Source organism: Micromonospora xinjiangensis (assembly GCF_056150165.1).
In genome coordinates this window covers 661,848-687,802 of the sequence record NZ_JAXCFO010000003.1, presented here as the reverse complement: position 1 = coordinate 687,802, position 25,955 = coordinate 661,848, and the positions used below count along the sequence as shown (strand labels likewise).

At 73.2% G+C, this 25,955-nt stretch carries 23 protein-coding genes and 1 pseudogene; 10 read left to right on the top strand and 14 right to left on the bottom strand.

From position 1 onward, the window contains the following. Positions 1-46: 46 nt before the first annotated feature. Positions 47-1,327 (bottom strand): annotated as a pseudogene (locus tag SM573_RS15105) (MFS transporter); the annotation flags it as partial. Further along, entirely contained in the window at positions 1,324-1,953 is a 630-nt protein-coding gene (pdxH, locus tag SM573_RS15100) for a pyridoxamine 5'-phosphate oxidase (protein ID WP_474612908.1), read from the bottom strand. The gene pdxH and the pseudogene SM573_RS15105, both read right to left, overlap by 4 nt. Before the next feature lie 280 nt (positions 1,954-2,233). Between pdxH and SM573_RS15095 the strand changes: the two genes are divergently transcribed. The 4 genes from SM573_RS15095 (at position 2,234) to SM573_RS15080 (ending at position 7,369) form a co-directional block, all read left to right on the top strand. Further along, positions 2,234-3,340: a citrate synthase 2 gene (locus tag SM573_RS15095; protein WP_474612798.1), complete on the top strand. Its 1,107-nt coding sequence runs from the start codon at positions 2,234-2,236 to the stop codon at positions 3,338-3,340. A 562-nt stretch (positions 3,341-3,902) separates the two neighbouring features. Continuing rightward, entirely contained in the window at positions 3,903-5,030 is a 1,128-nt protein-coding gene (gene serC / locus SM573_RS15090) for a phosphoserine transaminase (protein WP_474612797.1), read from the top strand. 185 nt (positions 5,031-5,215) lie between these two features. Beyond that, a complete protein-coding gene (gene sepH / locus SM573_RS15085; protein WP_474612796.1) occupies positions 5,216-6,298 on the top strand; it encodes a septation protein SepH in 1,083 nt (360 codons plus the stop codon). 84 nt (positions 6,299-6,382) lie between these two features. Then, complete coding sequence (locus SM573_RS15080; protein WP_474616317.1) at positions 6,383-7,369, top strand: aldo/keto reductase; 987 nt, start codon at positions 6,383-6,385, stop codon at positions 7,367-7,369. A gap of 22 nt (positions 7,370-7,391) precedes the next feature. Here the strand turns inward: SM573_RS15080 and thpR are convergent, their stop codons facing one another. The 5 genes from thpR to SM573_RS15055 form a co-directional block, all read right to left on the bottom strand. Continuing rightward, complete coding sequence (gene thpR / locus SM573_RS15075) at positions 7,392-7,970, bottom strand: RNA 2',3'-cyclic phosphodiesterase (RefSeq protein WP_474612794.1); 579 nt, start codon at positions 7,968-7,970, stop codon at positions 7,392-7,394. Positions 7,971-7,982: 12 nt separating this feature from the next. Then, positions 7,983-8,492 (bottom strand): hypothetical protein, encoded by a 510-nt coding sequence (locus tag SM573_RS15070; protein ID WP_474612793.1) that lies wholly within the window; start codon positions 8,490-8,492, stop codon positions 7,983-7,985. Positions 8,493-8,633: 141 nt separating this feature from the next. Beyond that, complete coding sequence (locus SM573_RS15065; protein WP_474612792.1) at positions 8,634-9,917, bottom strand: MFS transporter; 1,284 nt, start codon at positions 9,915-9,917, stop codon at positions 8,634-8,636. A 74-nt stretch (positions 9,918-9,991) separates the two neighbouring features. Beyond that, positions 9,992-10,441, bottom strand: coding sequence for a MarR family winged helix-turn-helix transcriptional regulator (locus SM573_RS15060; protein ID WP_474612791.1), 450 nt, complete (start codon positions 10,439-10,441; stop codon positions 9,992-9,994). A gap of 118 nt (positions 10,442-10,559) precedes the next feature. Beyond that, entirely contained in the window at positions 10,560-12,038 is a 1,479-nt protein-coding gene (locus SM573_RS15055) for an NCS2 family permease (RefSeq protein ID WP_474616316.1), read from the bottom strand. Between the two features lie 90 nt (positions 12,039-12,128). On the opposite strand from SM573_RS15055, the gene SM573_RS15050 reads away from it, so the two are divergent. Next, positions 12,129-12,380: a DUF2530 domain-containing protein gene (locus SM573_RS15050; protein WP_474612789.1), complete on the top strand. Its 252-nt coding sequence runs from the start codon at positions 12,129-12,131 to the stop codon at positions 12,378-12,380. A gap of 30 nt (positions 12,381-12,410) precedes the next feature. Here SM573_RS15050 and SM573_RS15045 read toward each other — a convergent pair whose 3' ends face one another. Beyond that, the gene (locus tag SM573_RS15045; protein ID WP_474612788.1) at positions 12,411-13,250 is read right to left on the bottom strand and encodes a DUF3027 domain-containing protein; all 840 of its coding nucleotides are present in this window, start codon (positions 13,248-13,250) and stop codon (positions 12,411-12,413) included. A gap of 88 nt (positions 13,251-13,338) precedes the next feature. On the opposite strand from SM573_RS15045, the gene SM573_RS15040 reads away from it, so the two are divergent. Together SM573_RS15040 and SM573_RS15035 are read left to right on the top strand one after the other, a co-directional pair. Next, positions 13,339-14,961, top strand: a complete 1,623-nt coding sequence (locus SM573_RS15040; RefSeq protein WP_474616315.1) for an MFS transporter — start codon at positions 13,339-13,341, stop codon at positions 14,959-14,961. Further along, a complete protein-coding gene (locus SM573_RS15035; protein WP_474616314.1) occupies positions 14,958-15,644 on the top strand; it encodes a futalosine hydrolase in 687 nt (228 codons plus the stop codon). The genes SM573_RS15040 and SM573_RS15035 overlap by 4 nt, the downstream gene beginning before the upstream one ends. A 76-nt stretch (positions 15,645-15,720) precedes the next feature. On the opposite strand, the gene SM573_RS15030 is transcribed toward SM573_RS15035, so the two are convergent. After that, a complete protein-coding gene (locus tag SM573_RS15030; RefSeq protein WP_474616313.1) occupies positions 15,721-16,590 on the bottom strand; it encodes a GNAT family N-acetyltransferase in 870 nt (289 codons plus the stop codon). A 598-nt stretch (positions 16,591-17,188) separates the two neighbouring features. On the opposite strand from SM573_RS15030, the gene SM573_RS15025 reads away from it, so the two are divergent. Next, positions 17,189-18,019 (top strand): 1,4-dihydroxy-6-naphthoate synthase, encoded by an 831-nt coding sequence (locus SM573_RS15025; RefSeq protein ID WP_474612784.1) that lies wholly within the window; start codon positions 17,189-17,191, stop codon positions 18,017-18,019. Here SM573_RS15025 and SM573_RS15020 read toward each other — a convergent pair. Together SM573_RS15020 and SM573_RS15015 are read right to left on the bottom strand one after the other, a co-directional pair. Continuing rightward, positions 17,980-18,366 (bottom strand): cold-shock protein, encoded by a 387-nt coding sequence (locus SM573_RS15020; RefSeq protein ID WP_436656301.1) that lies wholly within the window; start codon positions 18,364-18,366, stop codon positions 17,980-17,982. The genes SM573_RS15025 and SM573_RS15020 overlap by 40 nt on opposite strands. Positions 18,367-18,394: 28 nt before the next feature. Beyond that, the gene (locus SM573_RS15015) at positions 18,395-19,018 is read right to left on the bottom strand and encodes an HAD family hydrolase (protein ID WP_474612783.1); all 624 of its coding nucleotides are present in this window, start codon (positions 19,016-19,018) and stop codon (positions 18,395-18,397) included. Positions 19,019-19,146: 128 nt separating this feature from the next. Between SM573_RS15015 and SM573_RS15010 the strand changes: the two genes are divergently transcribed. Then, the gene (locus tag SM573_RS15010; protein WP_474616312.1) at positions 19,147-21,609 is read left to right on the top strand and encodes a helicase-associated domain-containing protein; all 2,463 of its coding nucleotides are present in this window, start codon (positions 19,147-19,149) and stop codon (positions 21,607-21,609) included. A gap of 12 nt (positions 21,610-21,621) precedes the next feature. On the opposite strand, the gene SM573_RS15005 is transcribed toward SM573_RS15010, so the two are convergent. Together SM573_RS15005 and SM573_RS15000 are read right to left on the bottom strand one after the other, a co-directional pair. Further along, positions 21,622-21,852 carry a hypothetical protein gene (locus tag SM573_RS15005; protein ID WP_474612781.1) on the bottom strand — a complete coding sequence of 77 codons (231 nt, stop codon included), beginning with the start codon at positions 21,850-21,852 and terminating at the stop codon, positions 21,622-21,624. A gap of 110 nt (positions 21,853-21,962) precedes the next feature. After that, entirely contained in the window at positions 21,963-22,838 is an 876-nt protein-coding gene (locus SM573_RS15000; RefSeq protein ID WP_474612780.1) for a L,D-transpeptidase family protein, read from the bottom strand. A 175-nt stretch (positions 22,839-23,013) separates the two neighbouring features. Here SM573_RS15000 and SM573_RS14995 point away from each other — a divergent pair, with 175 nt between their 5' ends. Beyond that, positions 23,014-24,693, top strand: coding sequence for a DNA repair helicase XPB (locus SM573_RS14995; protein ID WP_474612779.1), 1,680 nt, complete (start codon positions 23,014-23,016; stop codon positions 24,691-24,693). Between the two features lie 91 nt (positions 24,694-24,784). Here the strand turns inward: SM573_RS14995 and SM573_RS14990 are convergent, their stop codons facing one another. Then, on the bottom strand, positions 24,785-25,744 hold the full coding sequence (locus tag SM573_RS14990; protein WP_474616311.1) for a zinc metalloprotease: 960 nt from the start codon (positions 25,742-25,744) through the stop codon (positions 24,785-24,787). Positions 25,745-25,955: the final 211 nt, after the last annotated feature.

Here is a 25,955-nt window from a genome sequence, read left to right as displayed (position 1 = left end):
CGGCGGCCGTCTCGCCGTCCCCGGTCGCCGGCCGGTCGGCGACCGGCGTCGCGGCGGCCCGGTAGCGCAGCAGGGCCGGGAAGGCGACCGCGAGCACCACCACGAGCACCGCGGAGGCGACACCACCGGCCACCCAGGCGACTCCACCGCCGAAGCCCGCCGCCATGGCGCCGGCCCGCAGGTCGCCGAGGCGCGGGCCGCCGGCTACCACCACGGTGTTGACGCCCTGGAGCCGGCCACGCATCCGGTCCGGCGCGTAGATCAGCAGCATGGACTGGCGCAGCACCGCGCTCACGAGGTCGGCCGCGCCGGCGACGCCGAGCAGCAGGACCATCAGCCAGAGCTGGTGCGCCAGCCCGGCCGCCGCGATGGCCACCCCCCAGGCGACCACCGCGAGCACCAGCCCGAGGCCCTGCCGGCGGAGCCGGCCGATCCAGCCGGACGTGAGGCCGCCGAGCATGGAGCCGATCGCGATGGCCGCGTAGAGCCAGCCGACCGCCTCACCCCCGTCGAACCGCTCGTGGGCGATCTCCGGGAAGAGCGCCCGGGGCATCGCCAGGATCATGGCGATCAGGTCGACGGCGAACGAGAGCAGCAGCACGGGTGTGGTCGCGAGGTAGCGGAAGCCGTCCACGACGCTTGCCAGCCCCGCCTTGCGCGGCGCGCCGTCACCCTCCGGGTCCGGCTCGGGCGGCAGCGCGGGCAGCCGCAGGGTGGCCCAGAGCGAGACGGTGAACAGCAGCGCGTCGATTCCGTACGCGATCGGCAGCCCGAGGTCGACGTCCCACCACGCGAAGATCAGCCCGGCCGCGAGCGGGCCGACCACCGAGGCCGCCGTGAAGGTGGTGTAGTTGAGCGTGCTCGCCGCCGGCACCAGGTGCTCCGGCACCAGCTTCGGCAGGATCGCGCTGCGGGCGGGCGAGGTGATCGCGAACGCGATCGACTGCACGGCCACCAGCACCAGCAGCAGCACGGGGCTGCCCACCTGGAGCAGCGACTGCGCCAGCAGCCCGAGGGTGGACGCCCAGAGCAGCGCGCCCGCGGCGAGCAGCACCTTGCGGCGGTCCCGGGCGTCGGCGACCGCGCCGCCCCAGAGCCCGAAGATCAGCAGGGGCAGGAACCCGGCGATGCCGAGCAGGCCGACCCAGAGCGAGTCGGTGGTGAGGTCGTACATCTCCACGGGCACGGCGACCGCCGTGAACTGGAAGCCGAACATGGCGACGCCGTTGCCGAGCCACATCCGCCGGTAGTCCGGCACCCGCAGCGGTCGCAGGTCGATCGCCCAGCGGCGCGCCCCGCGCTGCCGGGTCTGCTTCTCCTGGGTCACGGGGCCAGCCGTTCGACCGTCCAGTCTCCGGCGTCGCCGCGCCGGAACCGCAGCCGGTCGTGCAGCCGACCGGCCCGCCCCTGCCAGAACTCCACCGAGCGCGGGCGGACGCGCAGGCCGCCCCAGGTCGGGGGCGCGGGAATGACCGGCTCGTCGGCGAACCGCTCCGCGGCCTCCCGGTAGCGCTCCTCCAGCGTGGCCCGGTCCGGGACGACCTGGGACTGCGGGCTGGCCCAGGCGCCCACCTGGGAGGCGCGGGGCCGGGTGGCGAAGTACGCCTCGGTCTCCGCCCGCGACACCGGCTCGACGGTGCCGGCCACCACGACCTGTCGCTGCATGGGGAACCAGGGGAAGACCAGACTGGCGTACGGGTTGGCGGCCACCTCGGTGCCCTTGCGCGAGGCGTGGTTGGTGAAGAAGACGAACCCCTCCGGGTCGTACCCCTTCAGCAGCACGGTGCGCCCGCTCGGCCGGCCGGCGGCGTCGGCGGTGCCGACGACCATCGCGTTCGGTTCGGGCAGCCCGAAGGCCACCGCGTCGGCGAACCAGCGGGCGAACTGGGTGTGCCAGTCGCCGGCCAGGTCAGCCTCGGAAAGGCCCTGGTCCGCGGCGTACTCGTTACGCATGGCGGCCGGGGCCGGTGTGTCGCCCGTCACGTTCCTACTCCTTCTCACCGGGCCCGCGCACACCGGTCCGGCTGGCCAGCCCGTACCGACCCATCCTCGCCCACGCCGTGAGCCGCTCGCGCCCGTGGGGATGTCGCGTGCGGCACAGTCGGACGGGTCGCGTACCGGGTTACTCAGCAGGCAAGATGTTCCGAACACATCCCTGAGGGTCGTCTACGGTGCTCGATCGGCTGGGCCGCGTTGAGCTCGACGGGGCGCCGACCAGAGCCAGGAGAGCGACATGGCCGACTTCAAACCGGGGCTGGAGGGCGTCGTCGCCTTCGAGACCGAGATCGCCGAACCCGACCGCGAGGGTGGTGCGCTGCGCTACCGCGGGGTCGACATCGAGGATCTGATCGGCCAGGTCTCCTTCGGCAACGTGTGGGCGCTGCTGGTCGACGGCCGCTTCGGGCCGGGCCTGCCGCCGGCGGAGCCGTTCCCGGTGCCGGTGCACTCCGGCGACATCCGCGTCGACGTGCAGTCCGCGGTCGCGATGCTCGCCCCGTACTGGGGGCTCAGCCAGCTCCTCGACATCTCCGACGAGCAGGCCCGCGAGGATCTCGCCCGGGTCTCGGTGACGGCGCTCTCCTTCGTCGCCCAGTCCGCCCGTGGCCTCGGCCTGCCCGCCGTGCCGCAGAAGGAGATCGACAAGGCGTCCACCATCGTGGAGCGCTTCATGAAGCGCTGGCGGGGTGAGCCGGACCCGCGGCACGTCAAGGCCGTCGACGCGTACTTCATCTCGGCCGCCGAGCACGGCCTCAACGCCTCCACCTTCACCGCCCGGATCGTGGCCTCTACCGGCGCGGACGCCGCCGCCTGCATCTCCTCCGGCATCGGCGCGCTCTCCGGCCCGCTGCACGGCGGCGCGCCGTCGCGGGTGCTGAACATGCTCGAGGCGGTCGAGCGCAGCGGCGACGCCGAGGGGTACGTCAAGGGTGTGCTCGACCGCGGCGAGCGGCTGATGGGCTTCGGGCACCGGGTCTACCGGGCCGAGGACCCGCGCGCCCGGGTGCTCCGCCGGACGGCGAAGGAGCTCGGTGCGCCCCGCTTCGAGGTGGCCGAGGCGCTGGAGAAGGCCGCGCTGGAGGAGCTGCACAACCGCAAGCCCGACCGGGTGCTGGCGACCAACGTCGAGTTCTGGTCGGCCGTGGTGCTCGACTTCGCCGAGGTGCCGGCGCACATGTTCACCTCGATGTTCACCTGCGCCCGGATGGGCGGCTGGAGCGCGCACATCCTGGAGCAGAAGAAGCTCCAGCGGCTGGTCCGGCCGTCCGCCCGCTACGTCGGCCCGGCTCCCCGCAAGCCGCAGGAGGTCGAGGGCTGGGACGCCATCCCGCACGGCGTCTGAGGTCGCGGAGCGAAGGGCTCCCCGCGCCGCACCGCCGGCGCGAGGAGCCCTTCCTGCTGCACGCCCGCACCGCACCGCGCGGCACCACCGCACGCGCCCCCGCCGTCCACCCGGTGTCGTCGCCCCTCCCCCGGTCGAGGAGGGGTCCATGCCCACCTTCACCGTCACCCTCGGTAAGAGCCCATCGGGCGGAGCGGACCCACCTCGCCCCCTTGCTCTGCACCCGCGTCTGCACCGGTCACCGTCCGCATCCGCCGCTCCGCCCACGCGGCTCGATCGTCGGGACGTAGCGCCAGGTCACCCGCGTGGTGCATCCACGGTCGCAGAGCAGAGGCGCGGGAGAGGGTCGGTGGTCGCCGGAGGCGCTGCGGAGGCTGTGGCGTACGCCTCAAACCGGGGGACGGGACCGAAGCTCGGGCGCCCGTGCCGGGATGGCAGGATGGTGTCTCGGCAGTGCCGCCGGACCAGGCTCGGATCCCGGCCGCCGCGCGCCCCGCGCCCGCTGCCCGTCCGCGCCGCCAGTCGACCGGGCCCCGGCCCACGCGGAAGGATCTTGAAGACCGTGGCTGACGCACCGACCATCCGGATTCCCGACGAGATCAAGCCCGCCGACGGACGCTTCGGCTGCGGGCCGTCCAAGGTCCGTCCGGCGGCGGTGTCCGCCCTCGCCGACGTGGCCACCAGCTACCTCGGCACCTCCCACCGGCAGAAGACGGTCCGCGACCAGGTGGCTCGGCTCCGGCGCGGCATCGCCGAGTTCTTCTCCCTGCCCGAGGGGTACGAGGTGATCATCGGCAACGGTGGCACCACGGCCTTCTGGGAGGTCGCCACGTTCGGCCTGATCCGCGACCGGGCCCAGTTCGCCAGCTTCGGCGAGTTCGGCGCCAAGTTCGCCAAGGCGGTCAAGGACGCGCCGTTCCTCGGCGAGCCGACCATCCGGAAGTCGGACGCCGGCACGGCGCCGAGCCTGGTCGCCGAGGCCGGGATCGACGTGTACGCGACCCCGCACAACGAGACCTCCACCGGCGTCGCCGTCCCGATCTCCCGGGTGCCCGGCGCCGACGAGGGGTCCCTGCTGCTGGTCGACGCCACCTCCGGCGCCGGCGGTCTCGACGTGGACGTCGCCGAGACGGACGTCTACTACTTCGCCCCGCAGAAGTGCTTCGGCTCGGACGGCGGGCTCTGGCTGGCCCTGATGTCCCCGGCGGCGCTGGAGCGGGCCGCCGAGATCAAGGGGTCCGGCCGTTACATCCCGGCCTTCCTCGACCTGGTCACCGCCATCGACAACTCGCGGCTCGAGCAGACCTACAACACCCCGGCGCTGGCCACCATCTTCCTCGCCGCGGAGCAGACCGACTGGATGAACTCCCAGGGCGGTCTGGCCTGGGCGGCGAAGCGGACGGCCGAGAGCGCCTCCATCGTGTACGGCTGGGCCGAGCGCTCCGAGGTGGCGACCCCGTTCGTCACCGACCCGGCGCTGCGGTCCAACGTGGTCGCCACCATCGACTTCGCCGAGGGGGTCGACGCCGGTGCGATCGCCAAGGCGCTGCGCGCCAACGGCATCGTCGACACCGAGCCCTACCGGAAGCTCGGCCGCAACCAGCTCCGGGTGGCGCTCTTCCCGGCCGTCGAGCCGGCCGACGTCGAGGCGCTGACCGCGTCGATCGACTACGTGGTCGAGCGACTCTGACCGACATGACGGTGGGTGGCCGCCGTAGCGCCTGGCGGCCACCCACCGTGATCATCGCCGCAGCTCATCCACGACATGCGGGTGTCGCTTCCCCCACCTGAGGGCAGATGAGCGTACGGTGGTGCGAGACGCCCGGGTGGCTGACTCGTGGCGTGCGGCCAACGAAGCGGGACGGAGGCAACGCTATGCGCCCAGTACGCTTCGTCGCCCTTTCCGAGGACGGCCAGGCTCTGGTTCTCGCCGACGAGGTGGGGCGGCTGCTCGCGCTGCCCATCGACGAGCGCATCACCACGGCGCTACACGCCGAACCGGGTGCCCCGCCGCTCGCGGTGGCGCCGGCCGCTGCCGCCGATCCGATCCCGTCCCTGTCGCCGCGCGACATCCAGGCCCGCATCCGCTCCGGCGAGTCCGCCGAGGACGTCGCCCGGATCGCCGGGGTGCCGGTCGACCGGGTGCTGCGCTACGCCGGCCCGGTGCTGCAGGAGCGGGCGATGCTCGCCCAGCACGCCCGGCGCACCCGGTTGAAGGGCGCGGAGAAGCCGACGCCGCTGGCCGAGGTGGTCAACGGGCGGCTGGCCCAGCACGGGATCGACACCGAGAAGATCTCCTGGGACGCCTACCGGCGGGACGACGGCACCTGGCGGATCATCGCGACCTGGCCGTCGGGCAAGGCCACGGCGCAGGCGGTCTGGGTCCTCGACAAGACCCGGCAGGCGGTCGCCCCGCACGACGACATGGCGCAGTACCTGTGCGCCGAGCGGCCCACGCCCATCCTCGGCCAGGAGCCGGCGCCGGAGCGGGGCGGGCACGCCCTGCCGGGGCCGTCCCGGGGCGAGCCGAGCCGCGGCGGGCACGGGTTGCCGGCGCCCGCCGAGCACTCGCGTCCCGGGCGTGACCCGATCCGCGCCGGGCGCGACGCCCTCCTCGCGTCCCTCGACCGGCCGCTCGGCGGGTCCTCCGGCCGCGGTCTCGAGCCGCGCACTCCGGCCGCGCTGGCTGGCTCCGACGCGCCGCGGCAGCGGGCCGTCGCCGGTGGCGCCGCCGCGCTCCTCGGTGGTGGGCCAGGCTCGGCGTTCGACGACGACTCGGACGCGCCGAAGGAGGTGCCGGCCGTGCCGTCGCTGGCGGTGCTGCGGCCGCGCCGCACCGGGGCGGCCGCGGCCGCCGGGGGCGAGGCGACCGACACCACCGGCAAGCCGCGTAAGCGCCTGCCGAGCTGGGACGACGTCCTGTTCGGCAGCGGGCCGGCGGCGCGCGAATCCTCCTGACGCACCCCGCAACGGGCGGGTGGCGGTCCGCCGCCCGCCCGCGTGGGGAGGCACGTCAGGTGCCACGGTGGCAGGCTCGGGTCCATGGAGTACACGAATCTTGGCCGCACCGGCCTCTCGGTCAGCCGTCTCTGCCTCGGCACGATGAACTTCGGCCCGCAGACCAGCGAGCCGGACAGCTTCGCGATCATGGATCGCGCGCTGGAGCACGGGGTCAACTTCTTCGACACCGCCAACGTGTACGGCTGGAAGGTCGGTGAAGGGGTCACCGAGCAGATCATCGGTCGCTGGTTCGCCCAGGGTGGTGGCCGCCGCGAGAAGGTCGTCCTGGCCACGAAGGTCTACGGCCGGATGGGCGACTGGCCCAACGAGAACGGTCTCTCCGCCCGACACATCGTCCGCGCCTGCGAGGACTCGCTGCGCCGCCTCCAGACGGACACCATCGACCTGTACCAGATGCACCACATCTCCCGGACCACGCCGTGGGAGGAGATCTGGCAGGCGATGGAGACGCTGGTGACGCAGGGCAAGGTGCTCTACGTCGGATCGTCCAACTTCGCCGGTTGGCACATCTCGGTCGCGCAGGCGGCCGCCGCCACGAGGAACTTCCTCGGCCTCGTCTCCGAGCAGTGCATCTACAACCTGATGACCCGGCACGTCGAGCTGGAGGTGATCCCCGCCGCGCAGCACCACGGCCTGGGCATCATCCCGTGGTCGCCGCTGCACGGCGGGCTCCTCGCCGGCCTGCTGCGCAAGATGGCGGAGGGCACGGCAAAGCGCGGCACGGACGGCCGGTCGGCCGACGCGCTCGCCACGCACCGGGCCACCATCGAGGCGTACGAGAAGCTCTGCGCCGATCTCGGCCACGACCCGGCGGATGTCGCGCTGGGCTGGCTGCTGTCCCGTCCCGGGGTGACCGCGCCGATCATCGGCCCGCGCACCGTCGAGCAGCTGGACCGGTCGCTGGGCGCCCTGGACGTCCGTTTCGACGAGGCGACCCTGACCCGGCTCGACGAACTGTTCCCGCCCCTGGGCAAGGGCGGCCCGGGCCCGGAGGCGTGGGCCTGGTGACGACCGGCGCCGGGCGCACCCCTCACAGCGGCCAGGCGGCGATCCGGTCGTAGCGGGGCCGGGGGCCGAGGTGGCTGCGTACCAGCACCACCTCGGTCGCCGGCCACTCCGGGCCGAGGTAGCCGTCCAGCGTGGCCCGGTCCGCCTCGATGTCGGCGTCGTCGACGCGGTCACCGGGCCGGGCGACGGTGAGGTGCGGACGGAACGGCTTCTCGTCGTGCGGCAGGCGGGCGTTGCGCAGCCGGGAACGGACCAGCCGGGCCAGGGTGGTCAGGGCGTCGACCTCGCCCCGGACATCCACCCAGAGGATCGTGAAGCGGCCCCGCCCGAACCGGCCGCCGCCGCCCAGCCGCAACCGCGGCGGGGCGTCCCGCGCCTCCCGGAACCACTGGGCGGCGAGCCCGAGCGCGCTCTCCACGTCGACGAGCCGGGCCTCCTCGACCTCACCGAGGAAGGCGAGCGTGAGGTGGGCGTGCGCCGGGTCGGCGAGCCGGACGTTGGTCCCGGCGGCGGCCGCCGCGCCGACCCGGAGCCGGCCGACCTGGGCGGTCAGGTCGGCCACCGCCTCCGCCGGCGGGTTGACGCTGACGAAGAGCCGCAATCCGCGTACGCCTCAGCGGTGCTGCTGGCGACGGCCGGCCCGGGCGGACGGGAGGTTGAGCCCGGCGGCGTGCAGCAGCCCCTCGACCCGGACGCGCTCGATCTCCCGGTCGACGCCGTCCAGTTCGCTCAGGTACTCGGTGATGCCGAGGGCCCGGCAGGCCAGCCGCAGCCGGTCGTCGTACGCCTGGAGTACGGCGCCGTGCCAGACCATGGGCCGGCCGCCGCCGCCGAGCCGCTGGCCACCGAGGCGGCGCAGGTCGGCGGCGAGTTGCTCCAGCGGTCGCCGGTCGTGCCTGTCGAACTCGGACAGGTCGATGTCCCTGGTCAGCGCGTCGGCCTCGATGGCCTTGTCCAACCGGGCGATGATCCGTCGCTCGCGCCGGCGGTCGCGCCATTCGGTGTAACCGCAGACCACCCGGTCGAGGATCTCGTCGTAGCAGAAGAGCAGGGCGATGACCGCGGGCAGGCTGGCGACGGCGAGGAACGCGAGGACCAGCAGCAGCACGCGTCCAACTCCCACGTATCGACGCTAAGCTCCGCCGTGCCACTCCGCCACCGAAATGGCGGCATCCGCTGCGATCCGTACCACCGGACTCCCGCCGGGTCCGGACACGCGGAGGCCCCCGCGACCCGGACTCGGGTCACAGGGGCCTCTTCCCGCTCAGCTCTCGGTCTGCGTCACGTAGAAGCGGGGCAGCGGCAGCACGCGGAACCGCAGTCGGGCTCCCGAGCGGCGCAGCTGCCAGGCCAGCGCGAGCAGCGCGGTGGTCAGCGAGATCAGCGCGCCGATCCAGATGGCGGCCCCGGCGCCGAAGGTCTCCGCGACCCAGCCGATCACGGGCGCGCCGACCGGGTTGGTGCCGAGGAAGACGAGCACCCACAGGGCCATGACCCGACCGCGGAACGCGGCGTCCACGCCCAGCTGCACCCGCTGGTTGGCGGCCTGCGCGAAGAAGACCATGAAGAACCCGGTCGGAACGAGCAGGGTCACCACCAGCCAGTACGTGGGAGCGAGCCCGACCAGCGTGCCGAAGCTCGCGCAGCCGATGGCCGCGCCGAGAACCAGCCAGACCGAGGGCCGGCTGCGCCGGCCGGTGCCGGCGAGGGCGCCGCCGAGCGCGCCGATCGCCAGCGCGGTGCTGAACAGGCCGAACGAGGCGGCGCCGGTGTTGAACACGGTCTTGGCGAGCGCGGCCAGAGTGAGCTGGAAGTTGAACAGCGACATGCCGATCACCGACATGACGACCATCGGCAGCAGCAGGTCGGAACGGTGCCAGACGTATCGCAGGCCATCGATCACCCGGGCCTCGGCGCGCTCGTCGCGCGGCGGCAGGGCCTCCCGGTAGAGCTCCGACGTCCGCATGCGGACCACGTTGACCAGCGGCGCGATCGAGCTGAGCGCGGTGAAGAGGAAGACCGGGCCCACGTCGAACGCGGCGATCGCCAGGCCGGCGACGGCCGGGCCGATGATCCGGGCGGAGTTGAACACGGCGGCGTTGAGCGAGAGCGCGTTCGGCAGCAGGGAGACGCCGACCAGTTCGGAGACGAAGGCCTGCCGGACGGGGGTCTCCACGGCGTTCGCGACGCCGAGCAGGGCGGCGAACGCGAAGACGTGCCAGAGCTGCACGAGGTCGGTGAGGACCAGCAAGCTCATGCCGAGCGCGAGCAGGGTCCAGAGGGTGTTGGCGGCGAAGAGCAGGAACCGCTTGTCGTACCGGTCGGCGAGGCGGCCGGAGAGGAGCGTGAGCAGCAGGACCGGGGTGAACTGGAGGGCCGTGACCACACCGAGGGCGGTGGCGGAGTTGCCGGAGAGGTCGAGAACGAGCCAGTCCTGCGCGATGAACATCATCCAGACGCCGATCAGTTTGATCAGCTGCCCGGTGGCGAAGAGCCGGTAATTGCGGACCTGTAGGGACTGGAACATCCTGCTCAGCCTGGCCTGCACTCTTGGTGCGCCTCCTCGAGTCGTACGCGTCATCGACGACGGACGGCGCGGACCCGGTGGCGCGGGCGCGTGAGTCAGGCGCGAGCGAGCTGCTGGAGGATCTCGGCGGCCCTCTGCAACGTCTCCCGGTCGGCCTCGGTGAGCTCGGCCAGCCGGTGGGCCAGCCATTCGTTACGTGCGCGCTCGAACTGGTCGAGCACCGCCCGTCCCCCCTCGGTCGGCGCGAGGATCACCTGGCGACCGTCGGTCGGATGGGGTGTGCGCTGCACGAGGCCGCGCTCCTCCAGCTTCGCGACGATCCTGGTCATCGTCGGCGGTTGCACCCGCTCGATGTCGGCGAGTTCCCTGGGCGTCAGCGCACCCGCCAGCTTGAGGCTGGTGAGCGCGGAGAGCTGGGTGACCGTCAGGTCGCCGACCGGGCGAGCCTGTCGGACCCGCCGGTTGAGTCGGGTGATCGCATCACGCAGCTGGGGAGCCAGCCGCGCCGGTGGCACGCGTTTCGCCGTCACCGTCCGCTCCGTCACGATAGTTAGCTTAACTAATGAGCATGGCTAACGACATCTGATATGACCAGGCTCACGGGGACTTGGCCTCTCCCGGGGCCGGCTGTCCACTCTTGGTCAACCGGCCCCGGGGCGGGCGTCACAGCACAACGGCCTCGATCGGCCCGCGCAGGAAGTAGACGACGAAGAGCGCGGCCACCCCGTACAGCAGCGGGTGGATCTCCCGGGCCTTCCCCTTCGCCAGCTTCAGCAGGACGAACGTGATCACGCCCGCCCCGATGCCGTTCGAGATCGAGTACGTGAACGGCATCAGCACGATCGTGAGGAACGCCGGGATCGCGATCTCGTAGTCGGCCCAGTCGATGGTCCGCACGGCGGTCATCATCAGGAAGCCCACCACGACCAGGGCCGTCGAGGCCGCCTCGAACGGCACGACCACCACCAGCGGCGCCAGGAACATGGCGAGCAGGAAGAGCGCGCCGGTGACCAGGTTCGCCGCACCGGTCCGGGCGCCCTCCGCCACACCGGCGGCGCTCTCGATGTACGAGGTGTTGCTGGAGGTGCTCGCCGCGCCGCCGGCGGCCGCGGCGATCGAGTCGACCAGCAGGATCTCCTTGGCCCGCGGCGGGGTGCCCCGCTCGTCGAGCATGTTGCCCTCCTGGCCGACCGCGACCATCGTGCCCATCGTGTCGAAGAAGTCCGTGATCAGCAGCGTGAAGACGAACATCAACGCGACCAGCCAGCCCGCGCGGCTCCACGAGTCGAGCACGTTGAAGTTGCCCAGCAGCGACAGGTCCGGCACGTCCACGACGGTCTTCGGCAGCTCCGGCACGTTCAGCGACCAGCCGGCCGGATTGGGCTTGCCGTCGACCACGGACGGCCCGACGTTCGCGACCGCCTCCACGATGATCGCCAGCACGGTCGAGCCGAGGATGCCGATCAGGATCGCGCCCCGGACCCGGCGTACCACCAGCACGAGCGTGAGCAGCAGCCCCACCACGAAGACCAGCAGGGGCCAACTGGCCAGCTTGCCGCCGATGCCGAGCCCGACCGGGACGGTGGTGTTCGCCACGTCCGGGATCCGCCGGACGAAGCCCGCGTCGACCAGGCCGATGATCGTCAGGAAGAGGCCGATGCCGACGCCGATCGCCGTCTTCAGCTGGGTCGGCACCGAGCGGAACACGGCGGTACGCAGCCCGGTCAGCACCAGCACCGCGATGATGACGCCCTCGATCACCACGAGACCCATGGCGTCGGCCCAGGTCATCTCGGGCGCGATCTCGTACGCGACCAGCGCGTTGACGCCGAGGCCGGCGGCGAGCGCCAGCGGGAACCGGCCGACCACGCCCATGAGAATGGTCATGAGGCCGGCGACCAGCGCCGTGGCCGCGGCGATCGCCGGAATCGGAAGGGCCTTGCCGTCGCCGTCGACGGCGCTGCCGAGGATGAGCGGGTTGAGCACCACGATGTAGGCCATCGTGAAGAAGGTCGCCAGGCCACCGCGTACCTCGCGGCTCAGCGTCGAGCCACGGGCGGAGATCTCGAAGAAGCGGTCGAACGCGTTACGCGGCGCAGCGGGGGCGGGTGGTGTGCCGTTGCCGGGCGGCTCTACTGCCATCAGGTCCTCGCAGGTGATCTTCAGGGTTCGTCGCGCGCATCGTCCCAGATCAACGGCCGGGCAGGAAAGTTGATCGCGTAGGCTTGCCGGGTGCCGAGACAGCAGCCCCCGCGGCCCGAGCCGCTCGACCCGCCGATGGTGCCCTTCGCGCTCGCCGGCATGCTCGGCTGGGCGATCGCCGGTCTCGTGCTGTTGCTCTTCTTCCGCGACTGGCTGACCGAGACCGGCCATCAGAACTGGCTGTGGATCTGCCTCGCCGGCTTTCTGTGGGGCATCCCCGGTCTCGCCGTGATGATGCGGCACGACGCGAACCGCCGGCGCCGCCGCGCGGCCGGCCGCTGACCGCGCCGCACGCTGCCGCCGACGTACGGCTCAGGAGTGGCCGTACGGCTCCGGCGGCTCGGCCCCCTCGACCGAACCCGGGGCCCGGCTCACCGACACGGCCTCCACCGCGCTGTCGTCGTAGACCGTCGGCATCTCGTCGACGGACGTCTCGGCCGCCTCGATGAGAGTTTCGGAGTGCGCGCCGCAGCCGTGGTCGACGCTCACCACCCGGCCGTCGTCCGGGGCGTAGAAGTTGCCGCACGCGCCGAACGCCTGCCGCAGCGCACCGGCCAGTGGAAGGTAGAAGCCGCAGGTGCCGCAGCGCGCCGCGGCCGGGGCCGCGGTGGAGATCGGGGCGGAGGGACCGTGGTCGCCGTCGTACCACCGCTGGGCGGCCTCGCTGCGCCCCTCCCGGGAGAGCACCCGGGCCCGGCCGAGGCCGAGCTCCCACGCCGTCTCCTCGACCGCCGGGTCGTCGGACAGCACGTAGCCGGGGGCCAGCCGCTCGTCGTCGGGCGGGGTGGGGAGCAGGTCGCCCGGGCCCAGGTCGCCCGGCTTGAGCCGCTCCTGCCAGGGCAACCAGCCGGGGGCGAGCAGGGCGTCGGTGCCGGGCAGCAGGACCGTCTCGCAGAGGGTCACGTTGCGGCTGCGCGGCACCCGGGTGACGGTGACGGCCCAGCGCCAACCGCGATAGCCGGCCAGCCGGCACTCGAAGTAGTGGGTGACGAGGCGTTCGCCCTCGGCGACGGCCTGCAGGTGCTCGCCGACGTCGGAGGGGTCCACCTCGGTGATGCCGGCGCGGGCCACGTCGACGGCGGCGGCGCAGATCTGGTCGAGTCGAGCGGCACGGGTGGAGGCGGGCCTGGTCACCCGACCATTGTTCCCCATGCACACGTCCCCGGCGACAGGGACTCCCCGACCACGTTCTGCTCAACTGGTGCGGCACGCCCCGATCCGATGGGCGAGGATGGTGCACATGCCGTCGTCATCTCGCCCCGAGCGTTCCGTCCTCGGGCGGACCGTCGGCACCGGCATCCGTCTCGTCCGGCTGCTGCTGCGCGGCTCGGTCGGTGGCGGGCGCTGGGTGACCCGCAGCGCCGGCCGCGCCCGCACGCGGGGCGCGGGCGGCGAGGTCGGCATGGTCCGCCTCTTCGACCTGCACGCGCTCTCCTGCGCCGGTGACACCCTGATCGCCATCGGCCTGGCCGGGACGATCTTCTTCAACGTGCCGCTCGGCGAGGCCCGCAGCAAGGTGGCGCTCTACCTGTTGGTGACCATGGTGCCGTTCGCCATGCTCGCCCCCGTGGTGGGGCCGCTGCTCGACCACTTCCGGCACGGCCGCCGGTACGCGCTCGCCACGACGATGCTCGGCCGCGCCTTCCTGGCCTGGCTGATCAGCGACCACATCCACGGCTTCGGGCTCTATCCGGCGGCGTTCGGGGTGCTGGCGCTCTCCCGGGCTTACGGGGTGGCCCGCTCGGCGGCGGTGCCGAGGCTGCTGCCCGAGGGGTTGGGCCTGTCCCAGGTGGGGGCGCGGGCCAGCGTCTACGGCACGGTGGCGGGTGCCCTGGTCGCCCCGATCGGGTTGGCCGCGTTCTGGTTCGGGCCGCAGTGGCCGCTGCGGGTCGCATCGGTGATCTTCCTGGTCGGCATGGTGATCTCGCTGCGGCTGCCGCCGAGGGCCGACTCGGAGCCGCCGGAGCGGGTGCCGCGCCCGCTGCGGGCGCTGTGGCGGCGTTCCGGCGACCGGCCGTTGGGCCGGGGCCGGCCGTCGGGCCGGCTGGTGATCGCCACCCTCATCGGGGCGGCCACCCTGCGCGCGATCTACGGGTTCCTGCTGCTCTTCCTCGCGTTCGCCATCAAGAAGGGCGACCTGACCACGGCCGTCTTCGGGCGGGACCTGACCGACGAGGCGGCGTTGGGCCTGGTCGGCGCCGCACTGGCCGTCGGCACGTTCCTGGCCACCGCGGTCGGCACCCGGCTGCGGATCCACCGGCCGACCGCCATCCAGTCCAGCAGCATGATCATCGTGGCCGGTGTGGCGGTGCTCGCCGTGCTGAAGTTCTCGCTGCCCATGGTGGCCCTGTTCTGCCTGGTGACCGCGATGTTCAGTGGTGTCGCCAAGCTCGCCGTGGACGCGTCGATCCAGGAGCGGATCCCGGAGCGGCTCCGGGCGAGTTCCTTCGCCCACTCCGAGACGGTGCTGATGCTGGCGTTCGTGCTCGGTGGAGGGCTCGGCCTGGTGCCGTTCGCCGGTCGGATGGGCATCGCGGTCGCCGCCGGGGTGGGCGTGCTCGCCGCTGTCCGGGGTGTGCTGGTCGCCGGCAAGCTGCGCAAGGAGCGCCTCGCCGGCCGGCCGCTCGGCGACGACGAGTTGGCCGACGAGGCGGCCGCCGACGCGGAGGCGGTCCCGGAGGTCGACGATCCCCGCCCGACCTCGCCGGCTCCGGCGCCGAGCGAGACGGCTGGTTACGAACCGGGGGTGGCCCCGCCCGGCTTCCACCTCTACCGGCCGTCCTCGGCGGTCGGCAGCGCGGGTGGAGGCGCCGGGAGCGGCGACGAGGACAGCCATCGTGATCCCCGCGGGCCGGTGTCGTGACCGGTCTGCTGGTGGTCACCGCGGTACCCGCCGAGGCGGACGCGATCCGGGCGGGCCTCGCCGCTGCGGCGGCGGAGGCGGTCCGGGCGGGCGTCGACGGCCCGGCGGTGACAGTGCGCCCGGTCGGGGTGGGGCCGGCGGTCGCCGGGGCGGCCACCGCTCGGCTGCTGGCGCTCGCCGAGGCGGCGGGCCGGCCGTACCGCGCGGTGATCAGCGCCGGCGTGGCCGGCGGCTTCGTCGGCCGGGTCGCGGTCGGGGGCACGGTGCTGGGCACGGCGAGCATCGCCGCGGACCTCGGCGCGGAGTCGCCGGAGGGCTTCATCCCGATCGACGACCTCGGCATGCCGCCCGCGCTGCTGGGCGGCGGGAGCGTCGTCCCCGCCGATCGGGAACTGCTGGCGATGCTGCGGGCGGCGCTGCCGGACGCCACGGTCGGGCTAGTGCTCACGGTCAGCACCGTGACCGGCACCGCGGCCAGCACCGAGCTGCTGGCCAAGCGCCACCCGGACGCCGTGGCCGAGGCCATGGAGGGGTACGGCGTCGCGGTCGCCGCCGCCCAGGCCGGCCTGCCCTTCGCGGAGCTGCGCACGATCTCCAACCCGATCGGCCCGCGGGACCGGAACGGCTGGCGCCTGCGCGAGGCGCTCGCCGCGTTGACCGAGGCCGCCCCGGCCCTGACCTGACCGCGCTGGCCACACCTGGGTGAGCTGCCGCCCACGACCCGGGCTCACGCGCTCGGCTCACCGACTGCCCGGCAGGTCACCCCGCAGCGCCGCCGCTCGGCCCACCGGGTGCCCCCGGCAGGTCACCCCGCAACGCCAGCCGCAGCGCCGCCGGTCGACTCGCCTCCAGCTCGAAGCCGCACGCCAACAGGAAGCTGACCTCGCCGAACTCCGCGGTCGCGTGCGCCGCCCGGATCCCCGCCCGCTTCATCTCGTCGGCGAGCATCGCGATCAGCCGCCGGCCGATGCCCAGCAGGCGCAGCTCCGGTGCGACGACGACACCGTCGAGAACGATCTCCCGGAGGTCACCGAGGTCTTCCCCGAGGAGCAGGTCCTTGCTTCGCTCGTGGGCGCGTAGCTCACCGACCGGAGCGCCGTCCGGCAGCTCGGCGAGGAGTCGCCAGGAACCGCACGGCAGCCCCTCGGTCGCCCGCCGCAGCCGGACCCGCCGGCGCAGCCGCTCGCGCCAGCGCCGCTCGTCCCGGCGCATGCGGTCGAGGTCGTAGGTCACGAATGGCACTCGTAGCGGCCACTTCTCCGGCGGCAGCGTGTACCAATGCGCCCACCACGCGCCCGGCCAGTCGGTGAGCCTCCGCACCTCCCGGACGTCCAGGTGCGGCGGATACCGTCGGCCGGCGTCGTCCCGTGGCTCGTCGTCGGGGAGCCCCGCCCCCTCACCGGGCACCTCACCGCCGGGCACGCCAATCGTCACCGTCCCGCCGGCCGCCCGCACCAGCCGTTCCACCGTCGCGAACCTCGGCTCGGCGCCGCGGCCACCCTCGATCCGGGCGACGGTGCTCTTCGGCACGCCCGACCGCTCCGCCAGTTCACGCTGGCTGAGGTCGGCGCGCCGCCGCAAGGCTCGGAGCGCCCCTCCCACGTCGACCCGCCCGCTGACTTCGGTCACCTCGGGATCGTCTCCGCTGTGCGATCCATCTTCAACAGCCACACCCGCAGCTGTGGATAACCCTGTGGACAAGTCCTGGACTCTGCCTGATCGAGTTGTCATGCGGAGACTGTCGAGCTGCCCCATTTCTGAGACCGACGCGAGCACCAGCGGGCTGGCGCACCTGAGAGCGACGCCCCCACCGAAGAGATCACCACCGGCAATCCGCCCGAGGACCGGTCGCCCCATTTCTGGGGCAGCTCGACAGGCCCCGCGCACCCACCGCAAGCTGGGATCGCTCCCCCGACCCGCCCTTCACCCCGGCCCCCGGCCCCCGGCCTTCGACCACACAGCTCGCCATCAGACCCACACCAGCCCCGAACCCAGCCGGCGGCGAACTCGACACGCCCCGCCCCACACACCCACCGCAACCTGTGACGCAACCCCGACCGGCTCTCCACCCGGCCCCTGTCGACCACGCAGCGGTCAGCCCTCACGTCGGCCGGGGGCGTGGGCCGGGGGCGTGGGCCGGGGGCGCCGGCTGGGGCATGGGCCGGTCAGGCCACAGCCGCACGGGCTGGTTCGAGGAGGCGGAAGGGGGCGGGGCTACGGTGGGAGTGTGGCGCTTTCGTTGGCATTCTCGCCCTGCCCCAATGACACGTTCATCTTCCACGCCCTGGTGCACGGCCGGGTGGCGGGCGCACCACCGGTCGAGGTGACGTACGCCGACGTGGACGTGACCAACACGGCGGCCGAGCGCGGCGCGTTCGACCTGGTGAAGGTCAGCTACGCGGCGCTGCCGTGGCTGCTCGACCAGTACCACCTGCTGCCCTGCGGCGGCGCGCTCGGCCGCGGCTGCGGGCCCCTCGTGCTCACCCGCGGCGACCGGGCCGACCTCAGCGGCGCGACCGTGGCGGTCCCCGGCGAGCGGACCACCGCGTACCTGCTCTTCCGCCTCTGGGCGGCCGAGCACCCGCCGGCGCGGATCGAGGTGGTGCCGTTCCACGAGATCATGCCCGGCGTGGCCGCCGGCCGGTACGACGCCGGCCTGGTCATCCACGAGGCCCGGTTCACCTACCACCGGCACGGACTGACCGCCCTCGTCGACCTCGGCGAGTGGTGGGAGGGCGACACCGGACTACCCATCCCCCTCGGCGCGATCCTCGCCCGCCGCGGCGCCGTCGACCCGGAGGCCGCCGCCGCCTGGATCCGCGAGTCGGTGCGGCAGGCGTGGGCCGACCCGGCAGCCAGCCGGGAGTACGTGCTCTCGCACGCGCAGGAGATGGAGCCCGACGTGGTGGACCGGCACATCGGCCTCTACGTCAACGAGTTCTCCGCCGACCTGGGGGACGCCGGATTCGCCGCCGTGGACGCGCTGCTCGGCCGGGCCGCCGACGCCGGGCTCGTGCCTCAGACCTCCAGCTCGCGCGCCACCGCGTGGACCAGCTGAGCGATCTTCTGCGCCGTGCGCCGGTCCGGGAACCGGCCACGGCGCAGGTCCGGCTGGACCTTCGCCTCCAGCACCTTGATCATGTCTTCGACGAGGCCGTGCAGCTCCTCGGCGGGCCGGCGGCGCAGCTCGGCCACGGAGGGCGGCGCCTCCAGCAGCTTGACCCCCATCGCCTGCGCACCCCGGCGGCTGTCGACCACGCTGAAGTCGACGCGCTGACCACCCTTGAGGTCGGTGACACCCGCCGGTAGCGCGCCCTTCGGCAGGAACACGTCGCCACCCTCGTCACTGGTGACGAAACCGTATCCCTTGGTCGCGTCGTACCACTTCACTCGACCCGTAGGCACCTGAGATCCCCTGCTTCGTGTGAGCCGTCTACTTCTCCAAGGCTAGCTGGATCATGCCGTCGAGTGCCCCCGGGAATTCGGTGAGATCATCGAGCACCATGTGGGCACCCGCGGCCCGCAGCTCATCCGGCGAACACGGGCCGGTGGCCACCGCGATCCCCGGCACCCCGGCCGCCGCCGCGGCGACCATGTCGGCCACGTGGTCCCCGACGTAGTGGGTCGCGCCGTACTCGCGCAGGGCTGTCGCCTTCTCCTCGGCGAACAGGTCGCCGGCCAGCTCGTCCACCTCCAGCCTGAGGTGGTCGAGGTGCAGCCGGGCCAGCCGCCCGATCTTCGAGGTGACCACGAGCACCCGGCCACCCCTCGCGCGGATCGCCTCGATCGCCTCCCGGGCGCCCGGCAGCGGGACGGTCGGCGTGATCGCGTACGCCGGGTAGAGCTCCCGGTAGAGCAGCACGGCCGACTCGACCTGATCCGGTGGGAACCACCGCGCGATCTCGGTGCGCAGCGGCGGCCCGAGCCGGGACACGGCCGCGTCGGCATCCACCGGCACACCGGTACGCGCGGTGAGCGCCCGGTAGGCCGCGGCGATGCCGGGACGCGAGTCGACGAGGGTCATGTCGAGGTCGAACCCGACCGTCAGCGGAGCCATGCGGAGAAACGTACCGCCGGAGCCCGCGGCACCCCCGCGAGCGGTGCCCGGCGGAGGCCGACCGCACACGACCCAGCCGGACGTCCGAGGGGCGGGACTACCCCCGACCGGGCTAGCGTGGAACGACGATGACCACCTCACTCGCCGACCACCTCCGGTCGCTGCCCGACGAGTCGCTGGCCGCCCTCCTCCAGCTGCGGCCCGACCTCGTCGTACCCGTGCCGGCCGACATCACCGCGCTCGCGACGCGGGCGCAGTCCCGCGTGTCGGTGGCCCGGGCACTGGACGGGCTGGACCAGTTCACCCTCCAGATCCTCGACGCGGCCCGCCTCACCCGGGGCCCGGCCGACGGCACCACCTCCACCGAGGCCGTACTCGCCATGGCGACCGCCGGGCCACAGCCGCCCGCGCCGACCACCATCCGGGGCGCGGTCGACCGGCTGCGCGCCCTCTTCCTGCTGTACGGCCCGGAGAGCGCCCTCAGCGTGGTGGCGAGCGTCGACGAGGTGTCGCCGTACCCCGCTGGGCTCGGTCGGCCCGCTGCGGAGCTGGACCCGCGCACGGCCGCGCTCTGCGCGGACCCGGCGAAGCTGCGCCGGACGCTGCTGGCCGCGCCGCCCTCAGCCCGGGCGATCCTCGACCGGCTCGCGGCCGGGCCGCCGGTCGGGAGCGTGCCCGCGGGAGCCTTGCAGGCCCCACCGGTGGGCCAGGAGGACGCGCTGCCGCCCGACCCGGTCAACGGCGGCGCACCGACCGGTTCCCCCGTGCGCTGGCTGGTGGACCACCGACTGCTCGTGCCGATCTCCGCCGGCACCGTGGAGCTGCCCCGCGAGATCGCCCTGCTGCTGCGGCGCGACAGCGGGCCGCTCGGACCGCTGCGCACCAGCCCGCCGACGGTCACCGCCGCGCCCCGCGAACCGAAGGCGGTCGACTCCGCGGGTGCCGGCCAGACGATGGAGGTCGTACGCCACACCGAGGGGCTGCTGGAGCAGCTCGCCGCCGAGCCGGCGCCGGTGCTCCGCTCGGGCGGCATCGGCGTACGCGACCTGCGCCGCCTGGCCCGCGTCGCCGGGCTGGACGAGCCGACGGCGGCGCTGCTGCTCGAGGTGGCGTACGCGGCGGGGCTCCTCGGTGAGCTGGAGCTGCCCGGCGTCACCACCGCCCGCTACGGGGCCGACCAGCAGGTGCTGCCGACCGCCGGGTACGAGGTGTGGCGGGCCGCGTCCCTGGCCCAGCGGTGGGAGCAGCTGGCCCGTGCCTGGCTGACCATGACCCGGCAGGTGGGGCTCGTGGGGCAGCGCGACGACCGGGACCGCCCCATCACGGTCTTCTCCGCCGAGGCGGAGCGGGCTGGGGCACCGGCCACCCGACGCGCGGTGCTCGGGGTCCTCGCCGACCTGGAGCCGGCGACCGCGCCCACCCCTGACGAGGTGCTGGAGCTGCTCGACTGGCGGGCGCCCCGGCGCAGTCGCGGACGGGAGACCGCGCACCGGGAGGTGCTCGCCGAGGCCGCCCAGTTGGGTGTGACCGGGCTGGGGGCGCTCACGTCGTACGGGCGCCTGCTGCTGGCCGACGTCACCGGTGCGGACGACGCCACCGACGACCCGCTGGGCCTGCGCCTGGACGCCGACAGCGAGGAGCCGTCGACGGCGGCACGGGCGCTCGACGCGCTGCTGCCCGCCCCGGTGGACCACTTCCTCGTGCAGGCCGACCTGACGGTGGTCGTGCCCGGGCCGCCCGAGCCGACGCTCGCCGCGGAACTGGACGCCGTCACCGAGCCGGAGTCCGCCGGCGGGGCGAGTGTGCACCGGCTGACCACCGCCAGCGTGCGCCGCGCCCTGGACGCCGGCTACACCGCCGACGACCTGCACGGGCTCTTCCGGCGGCGGTCCCGGACGCCGGTCCCGCAGTCGCTGACGTACCTCATCGACGACGTGGCGCGTAAGCACGGCGGGCTGCGGGCCGGGTCGGCCGGCGCGTACCTGCGCAGCGACGACGAGGCCCTGCTCACCGAGGTGTTCGCCGACCGGCGGCTGGAGTCGCTGTCGCTGCGCCGACTGGCGCCGACGGTGCTCGTGAGCCCGTACCAGATCGGCCGGCTGCTCGGGGCGCTGCGGGACGCGGGCTACGCCCCGGTGCCCGAGGACGCCAGCGGAGCCGCGGTGCTCTCCCGCCCGAAGACCCGGCGCGCGCCCGCGCGGGTTTCGGTCGCCACCCGGACGCTGGATCCGTTGGCCGCGCCGAAGGTGCCGATGCCCCGGCTCCTCGGTGTCGTGGAGCAGATCCGGCGCGGTGACGCGGCGACACGCGCGGCCCGGCGAGCCCCGGCGGCGGTACGGGCGGGCGCGCGGGGCGCGACCGGCCCGGCCCCGGTGCAGGGGCACTCCGACGCGTTGGCGGTGCTCCAGCAGGCGGTACGGGACAAGGCGCTGGTCTGGGTCGGCTACGTCGACGCTCACGGGGCGACCGCGTCCCGGCTGGTCAAGCCGGTCTCGATCGGCGCGGGTTACCTGCGGGCCGAGGACGAGCGTACGGAGATGCTGCACACGTTCGCGCTGCACCGGATCACGGCGGCGGTGCCGGCGGACTGAGCGCGGAAGGGGTCAGCGGCGGCTGCGGCGGACGGTGCCGACGATCGAGACGATCAGCAGCAGCGCGAACCCCGTGCCGGCCGTCTCGCCGACCGAGCTGACGAAGCCCTGCCGGAGCACCAGCCAACCGAAGAGGAACCAACCGAAGAGGATCACCGCGGCGACGAGGTATGCCACCACGGTCGCCGTGGAGACCTCCTCGCTCCGGTCGTGCTCCCCGGCCACGTCCCGATCGACCGTCATCGTCGCCTCCCCGCCCGGCTCGACGCCCGATGTCCAGCGTGGCACCGTCGCGGCGGAAGTGACAGGGGATAAACCCTGAAGTCACGGCGTGTCGTCGCCGTACCCGTGGATCACGTGCCGGGGCGGCGCCCGACCAGCACCACGCGGCTGCCGACCTTGCCCAGTTCCCAGTAGCGGACGGCGTCGGCGTGCAGCAGGTTGACGCAGCCGTGCGAGCCGATCGACGTGTCGTGCAGGTAGGTGGTGGTCTCGTGGAAGCCCATCCCCTGGGTGAAGTGCTGCCAGTAGGGCAGCCAGACCTCGTACGGGTTCGACCACTCCTTGATGTTGCGGTAGTTGATCGTGAAGGTGCCGGCGGGCGTCCGGTAGCCGGGCATCCCCGTCCGGGTGACGGTGGGCTTCACGAGGACCTTCCCGTTACGCATCACCCAGGTGGTCTGCCGGGTCAGGTCGATGCAGAACGTGGTGCCGGAGCCGGCCCGGCACCGGCCGGTGTCGGTGGTGGCGAGCCGCCGGGCCACGTCGTACGTCGTCGGGCCGGCGCGGCCGTGGGCGGGTCGGATGTCGTACCTCTTCTGGAACTTCTTGATCGCGGCGCAGTCCGCGGCGGACTGCCGGCCGTCGACGGTGACCGGGCCGAAGCCGCCGAGCCGGGCGAGGTACGTCTCGACGGCGCGCTGGTGCTCGCCCTGTGGGCAGCCGGCCGGCTTCGGGCTGGCGGTGGTCGGCTTCGGTTTCGGCGCGGTGCGGGTCGGCGTGGGCTCGGCCGTCGTCCTGGCGGGCGTCGGCTTCGGTCTCGGCGTGGCGGACCGCTGGCCCGGCGCGGGCGTGCCGCTCGCCCCCGTTGCCTGTTCCGCCGCACCGACCGGGGCGGGTCCCCCGCCCCCACTCCCGCCGGCCTGCGGATCGAACGCACACGCACCGGCGCCGACCAGCGCGACCACCACCAGGGCGACCAGCCGGGAAGTGGTGCGGAAACGCGTCATGGTGCCTCCCCTGGGCAGTCGTCCCCTTCTTAGACGTTTGCGAGTGCCCGCACGGTTGCGCGCGGTGCGCGTTTTCCTGCCGGCCTCCCGGCGCGTGCAACACTGGATGGTCGGCCTGCGGTGGGTAAGCCACCTCGCGGGCAATCGACGATCCGCCCCGAGAGAGGACGCTGGCGTGAGCGGTGGACCACTGATCGTGCAGTCGGACAAGACCCTGCTGCTGGAGATCGACCACCCCGACGCGCAGGCGTGCCGGATGGCCATCGCCCCCTTCGCCGAGCTGGAGCGCTCCCCGGAGCACGTGCACACCTACCGGCTCACCCCGTTGGGGTTGTGGAACGCGCGGGCCGCGGGGCACGACGCCGAGGGCGTGGTCGACGCGCTGATCAAGTACAGCCGCTACCCGGTGCCGCACGCACTGCTGGTGGACGTGGCCGAGACGATGGACCGGTACGGTCGGCTCCAGCTCGCCAACGACCCGGCGCACGGCCTCGTCCTGCGCGCCTTGGACCGCCTGGTGCTGGTCGAGGTGGCCAAGAGCAAGAAGCTCGCCGGCATGCTCGGCGCGAAGATCGACGACGACACCATCCAGGTGCACCCGTCCGAGCGGGGGCGGCTCAAGCAGGCGCTGCTCAAGCTGGGCTGGCCGGCGGAGGACCTGGCCGGCTACGTGGACGGCGAGGCGCACCCGATCGACCTGGCCGAGGCCGGCAAGGACGGCCGCAAGCCGTGGACGCTGCGGTCGTACCAGCGGGAGGCCGTCGAGGCGTTCTGGGCCGGCGGCTCGGGCGTCGTGGTGCTGCCCTGCGGCGCAGGCAAGACGCTGGTCGGCGCGGCCGCGATGGCCGAGGCGAAGGCCACCACGCTGATCCTCGTCACCAACACCGTGGCCGGGCGGCAGTGGAAGCGCGAACTGGTCGCCCGCACCTCGCTCACCGAGGACGAGATCGGCGAGTACTCGGGCGAGCGCAAGGAGATCCGCCCGGTCACCATCGCCACGTACCAGGTGCTCACCTCGCGGCGCGGCGGTGCGTTCACCCACCTCGACCTGTTCGGTGCGCGCGACTGGGGCCTGGTCATCTACGACGAGGTGCACCTGCTGCCCGCGCCGATCTTCCGGTTCACCGCGGACCTCCAGGCCCGCCGCCGGCTCGGCCTCACCGCCACGCTGGTCCGGGAGGACGGCCGCGAGGGCGACGTGTTCAGCCTCATCGGCCCCAAGCGGTACGACGCGCCGTGGAAGGACATCGAGTCGCAGGGCTGGATCGCCCCGGCCGAGTGCACCGAGGTACGGGTGACGCTGACCGACGCGGAGCGGATGGCGTACGCGACGGCGGAGGCCGAGGAGCGCTACCGGATGGCGGCGACCGCCCGCACCAAGCTGCCCGTGGTGAAGGCGCTGGTCGACCGGCACCCCGACGACCAGGTGCTCGTCATCGGCGGGTACATCGACCAGCTGCACCAGCTCGGCGAGTACCTGGACGCGCCGATCGTGCAGGGCTCCACGACGAACAAGGAGCGGGAGCGGCTGTTCGACGAGTTCCGCTCCGGTTCGCTGCGGACGTTGGTGATCTCGAAGGTCGGCAATTTTTCGATCGACCTGCCCGAGGCGGCCGTGGCCATCCAGGTCTCCGGCACGTTCGGGTCACGGCAGGAGGAGGCGCAGCGGCTGGGCCGGGTGCTGCGGCCCAAGGCGGACGGCCGGCAGGCGCACTTCTACACGGTGGTGTCCCGGGACACGATCGACACCGAGTACGCCGCGCACCGGCAGCGGTTCCTCGCCGAGCAGGGCTACGCGTACACGATCGTGGACGCCGACGACGTCCTCGGCCCGAAACTCCCGACGGTCGACTGACCGCTTCTCACGACGTGGACCGCCCCGATCGGGGCGGTCCACGTCGCGTACTCCGCAGGGGTGACGGCCCGTCGATCCCGACGGCGCTTCGCTAGTTGCCGCCCCCGGCGCGGAACGCCACCCAGGCGTCGCTCATCCGGTCCGCCTGACCCGGCGTGAACATGTTCATGCAGGAGTCCTGGGTGTAGTCCATGAAGTTGTGGATCGGGTCCAGCCCGGGTGCGGTGCAGGTGTCCGCCCCCACCGGGCAGTCGAACTGCGGGTGCGCCTCACGCGGAGTGTCGGCGACGAAGTCACCGGCCGCGGAGCACCCGTGCGCGAAGGTGTGCTCCAGCATCAGCCAGTGCCCGACCTCGTGGGTCAGCGTGTCACCCAGGGAGTACTTCCCCGCCGTGCCGCCCGGCATCGACTCGTCGAGCATCACCACGCCGTCGATGTAGTCGCGGCCGTTGTTGTAGCCCTTCGGGAAGTACGCCCAGCCGAGCAGCCCGCCGCCGATGTTGGCCGCGTACACGTTCAGGGTGCGGGCGTCGCCGGTGTACAGCGCCTTCTTCATGTCCCGCTCGTTCTTGCCGGGCACGACCGTGTACCAGTCGCTGTTCACCGTCCACGTGGTGTCGACCAGCTCGAACCGGAACGGCGTGTCGGAGGCGTCGGGCGCGGTACGGCCCGCGAACGAGTCGTTCAGCACCTCCATCTGGTCCGCGATCATCGTGTTCCACCGGGCCGTCTCGGCCGCGCTCAGCGGGTGGTCGGAGATCATGTGGAAGACCGTCGGCACGGTGACGCTGCCGTTGGGCAGGCGCGGCGAGTCCTTGATGACGCCGTAGGCGTTCGCCTCGTTCTTCGAGTACAGCTCCGGCTCCTGCGCGGTGGCGCCCTCGGCGACCCGGGCCACGCTGTGCGCGTCGGCGCCCGGCTCGCACACCGCGACGCCCGGGGAGACGGTCGCGGGGGCCGCCGCCACGGCGCCGTAGGCGCCACCGGACGCCAGGAACGTCGCGGCGGAGGCGGTGAGGACTGCCAGTCGGAAGATCGGTCTCCTGTGCATCGGTGCACCTTTCAGGGGATGGAGAGCGGTGCGGAATCGACGCGGGGTTGCCATGAGCAGGTGTCGATGGCGTCGTCTTCCCGGTATCAGAACACGTCGGTGACGCCGACAAAAGGGGGCCTGAGCAGGGCATATGTGGGTGTAACAGGAAGCGGTCGGGGAGCGCTGTTAGACGGGCGTCCAGGGCCGGCGGGCGAAGATCACGGAGGTG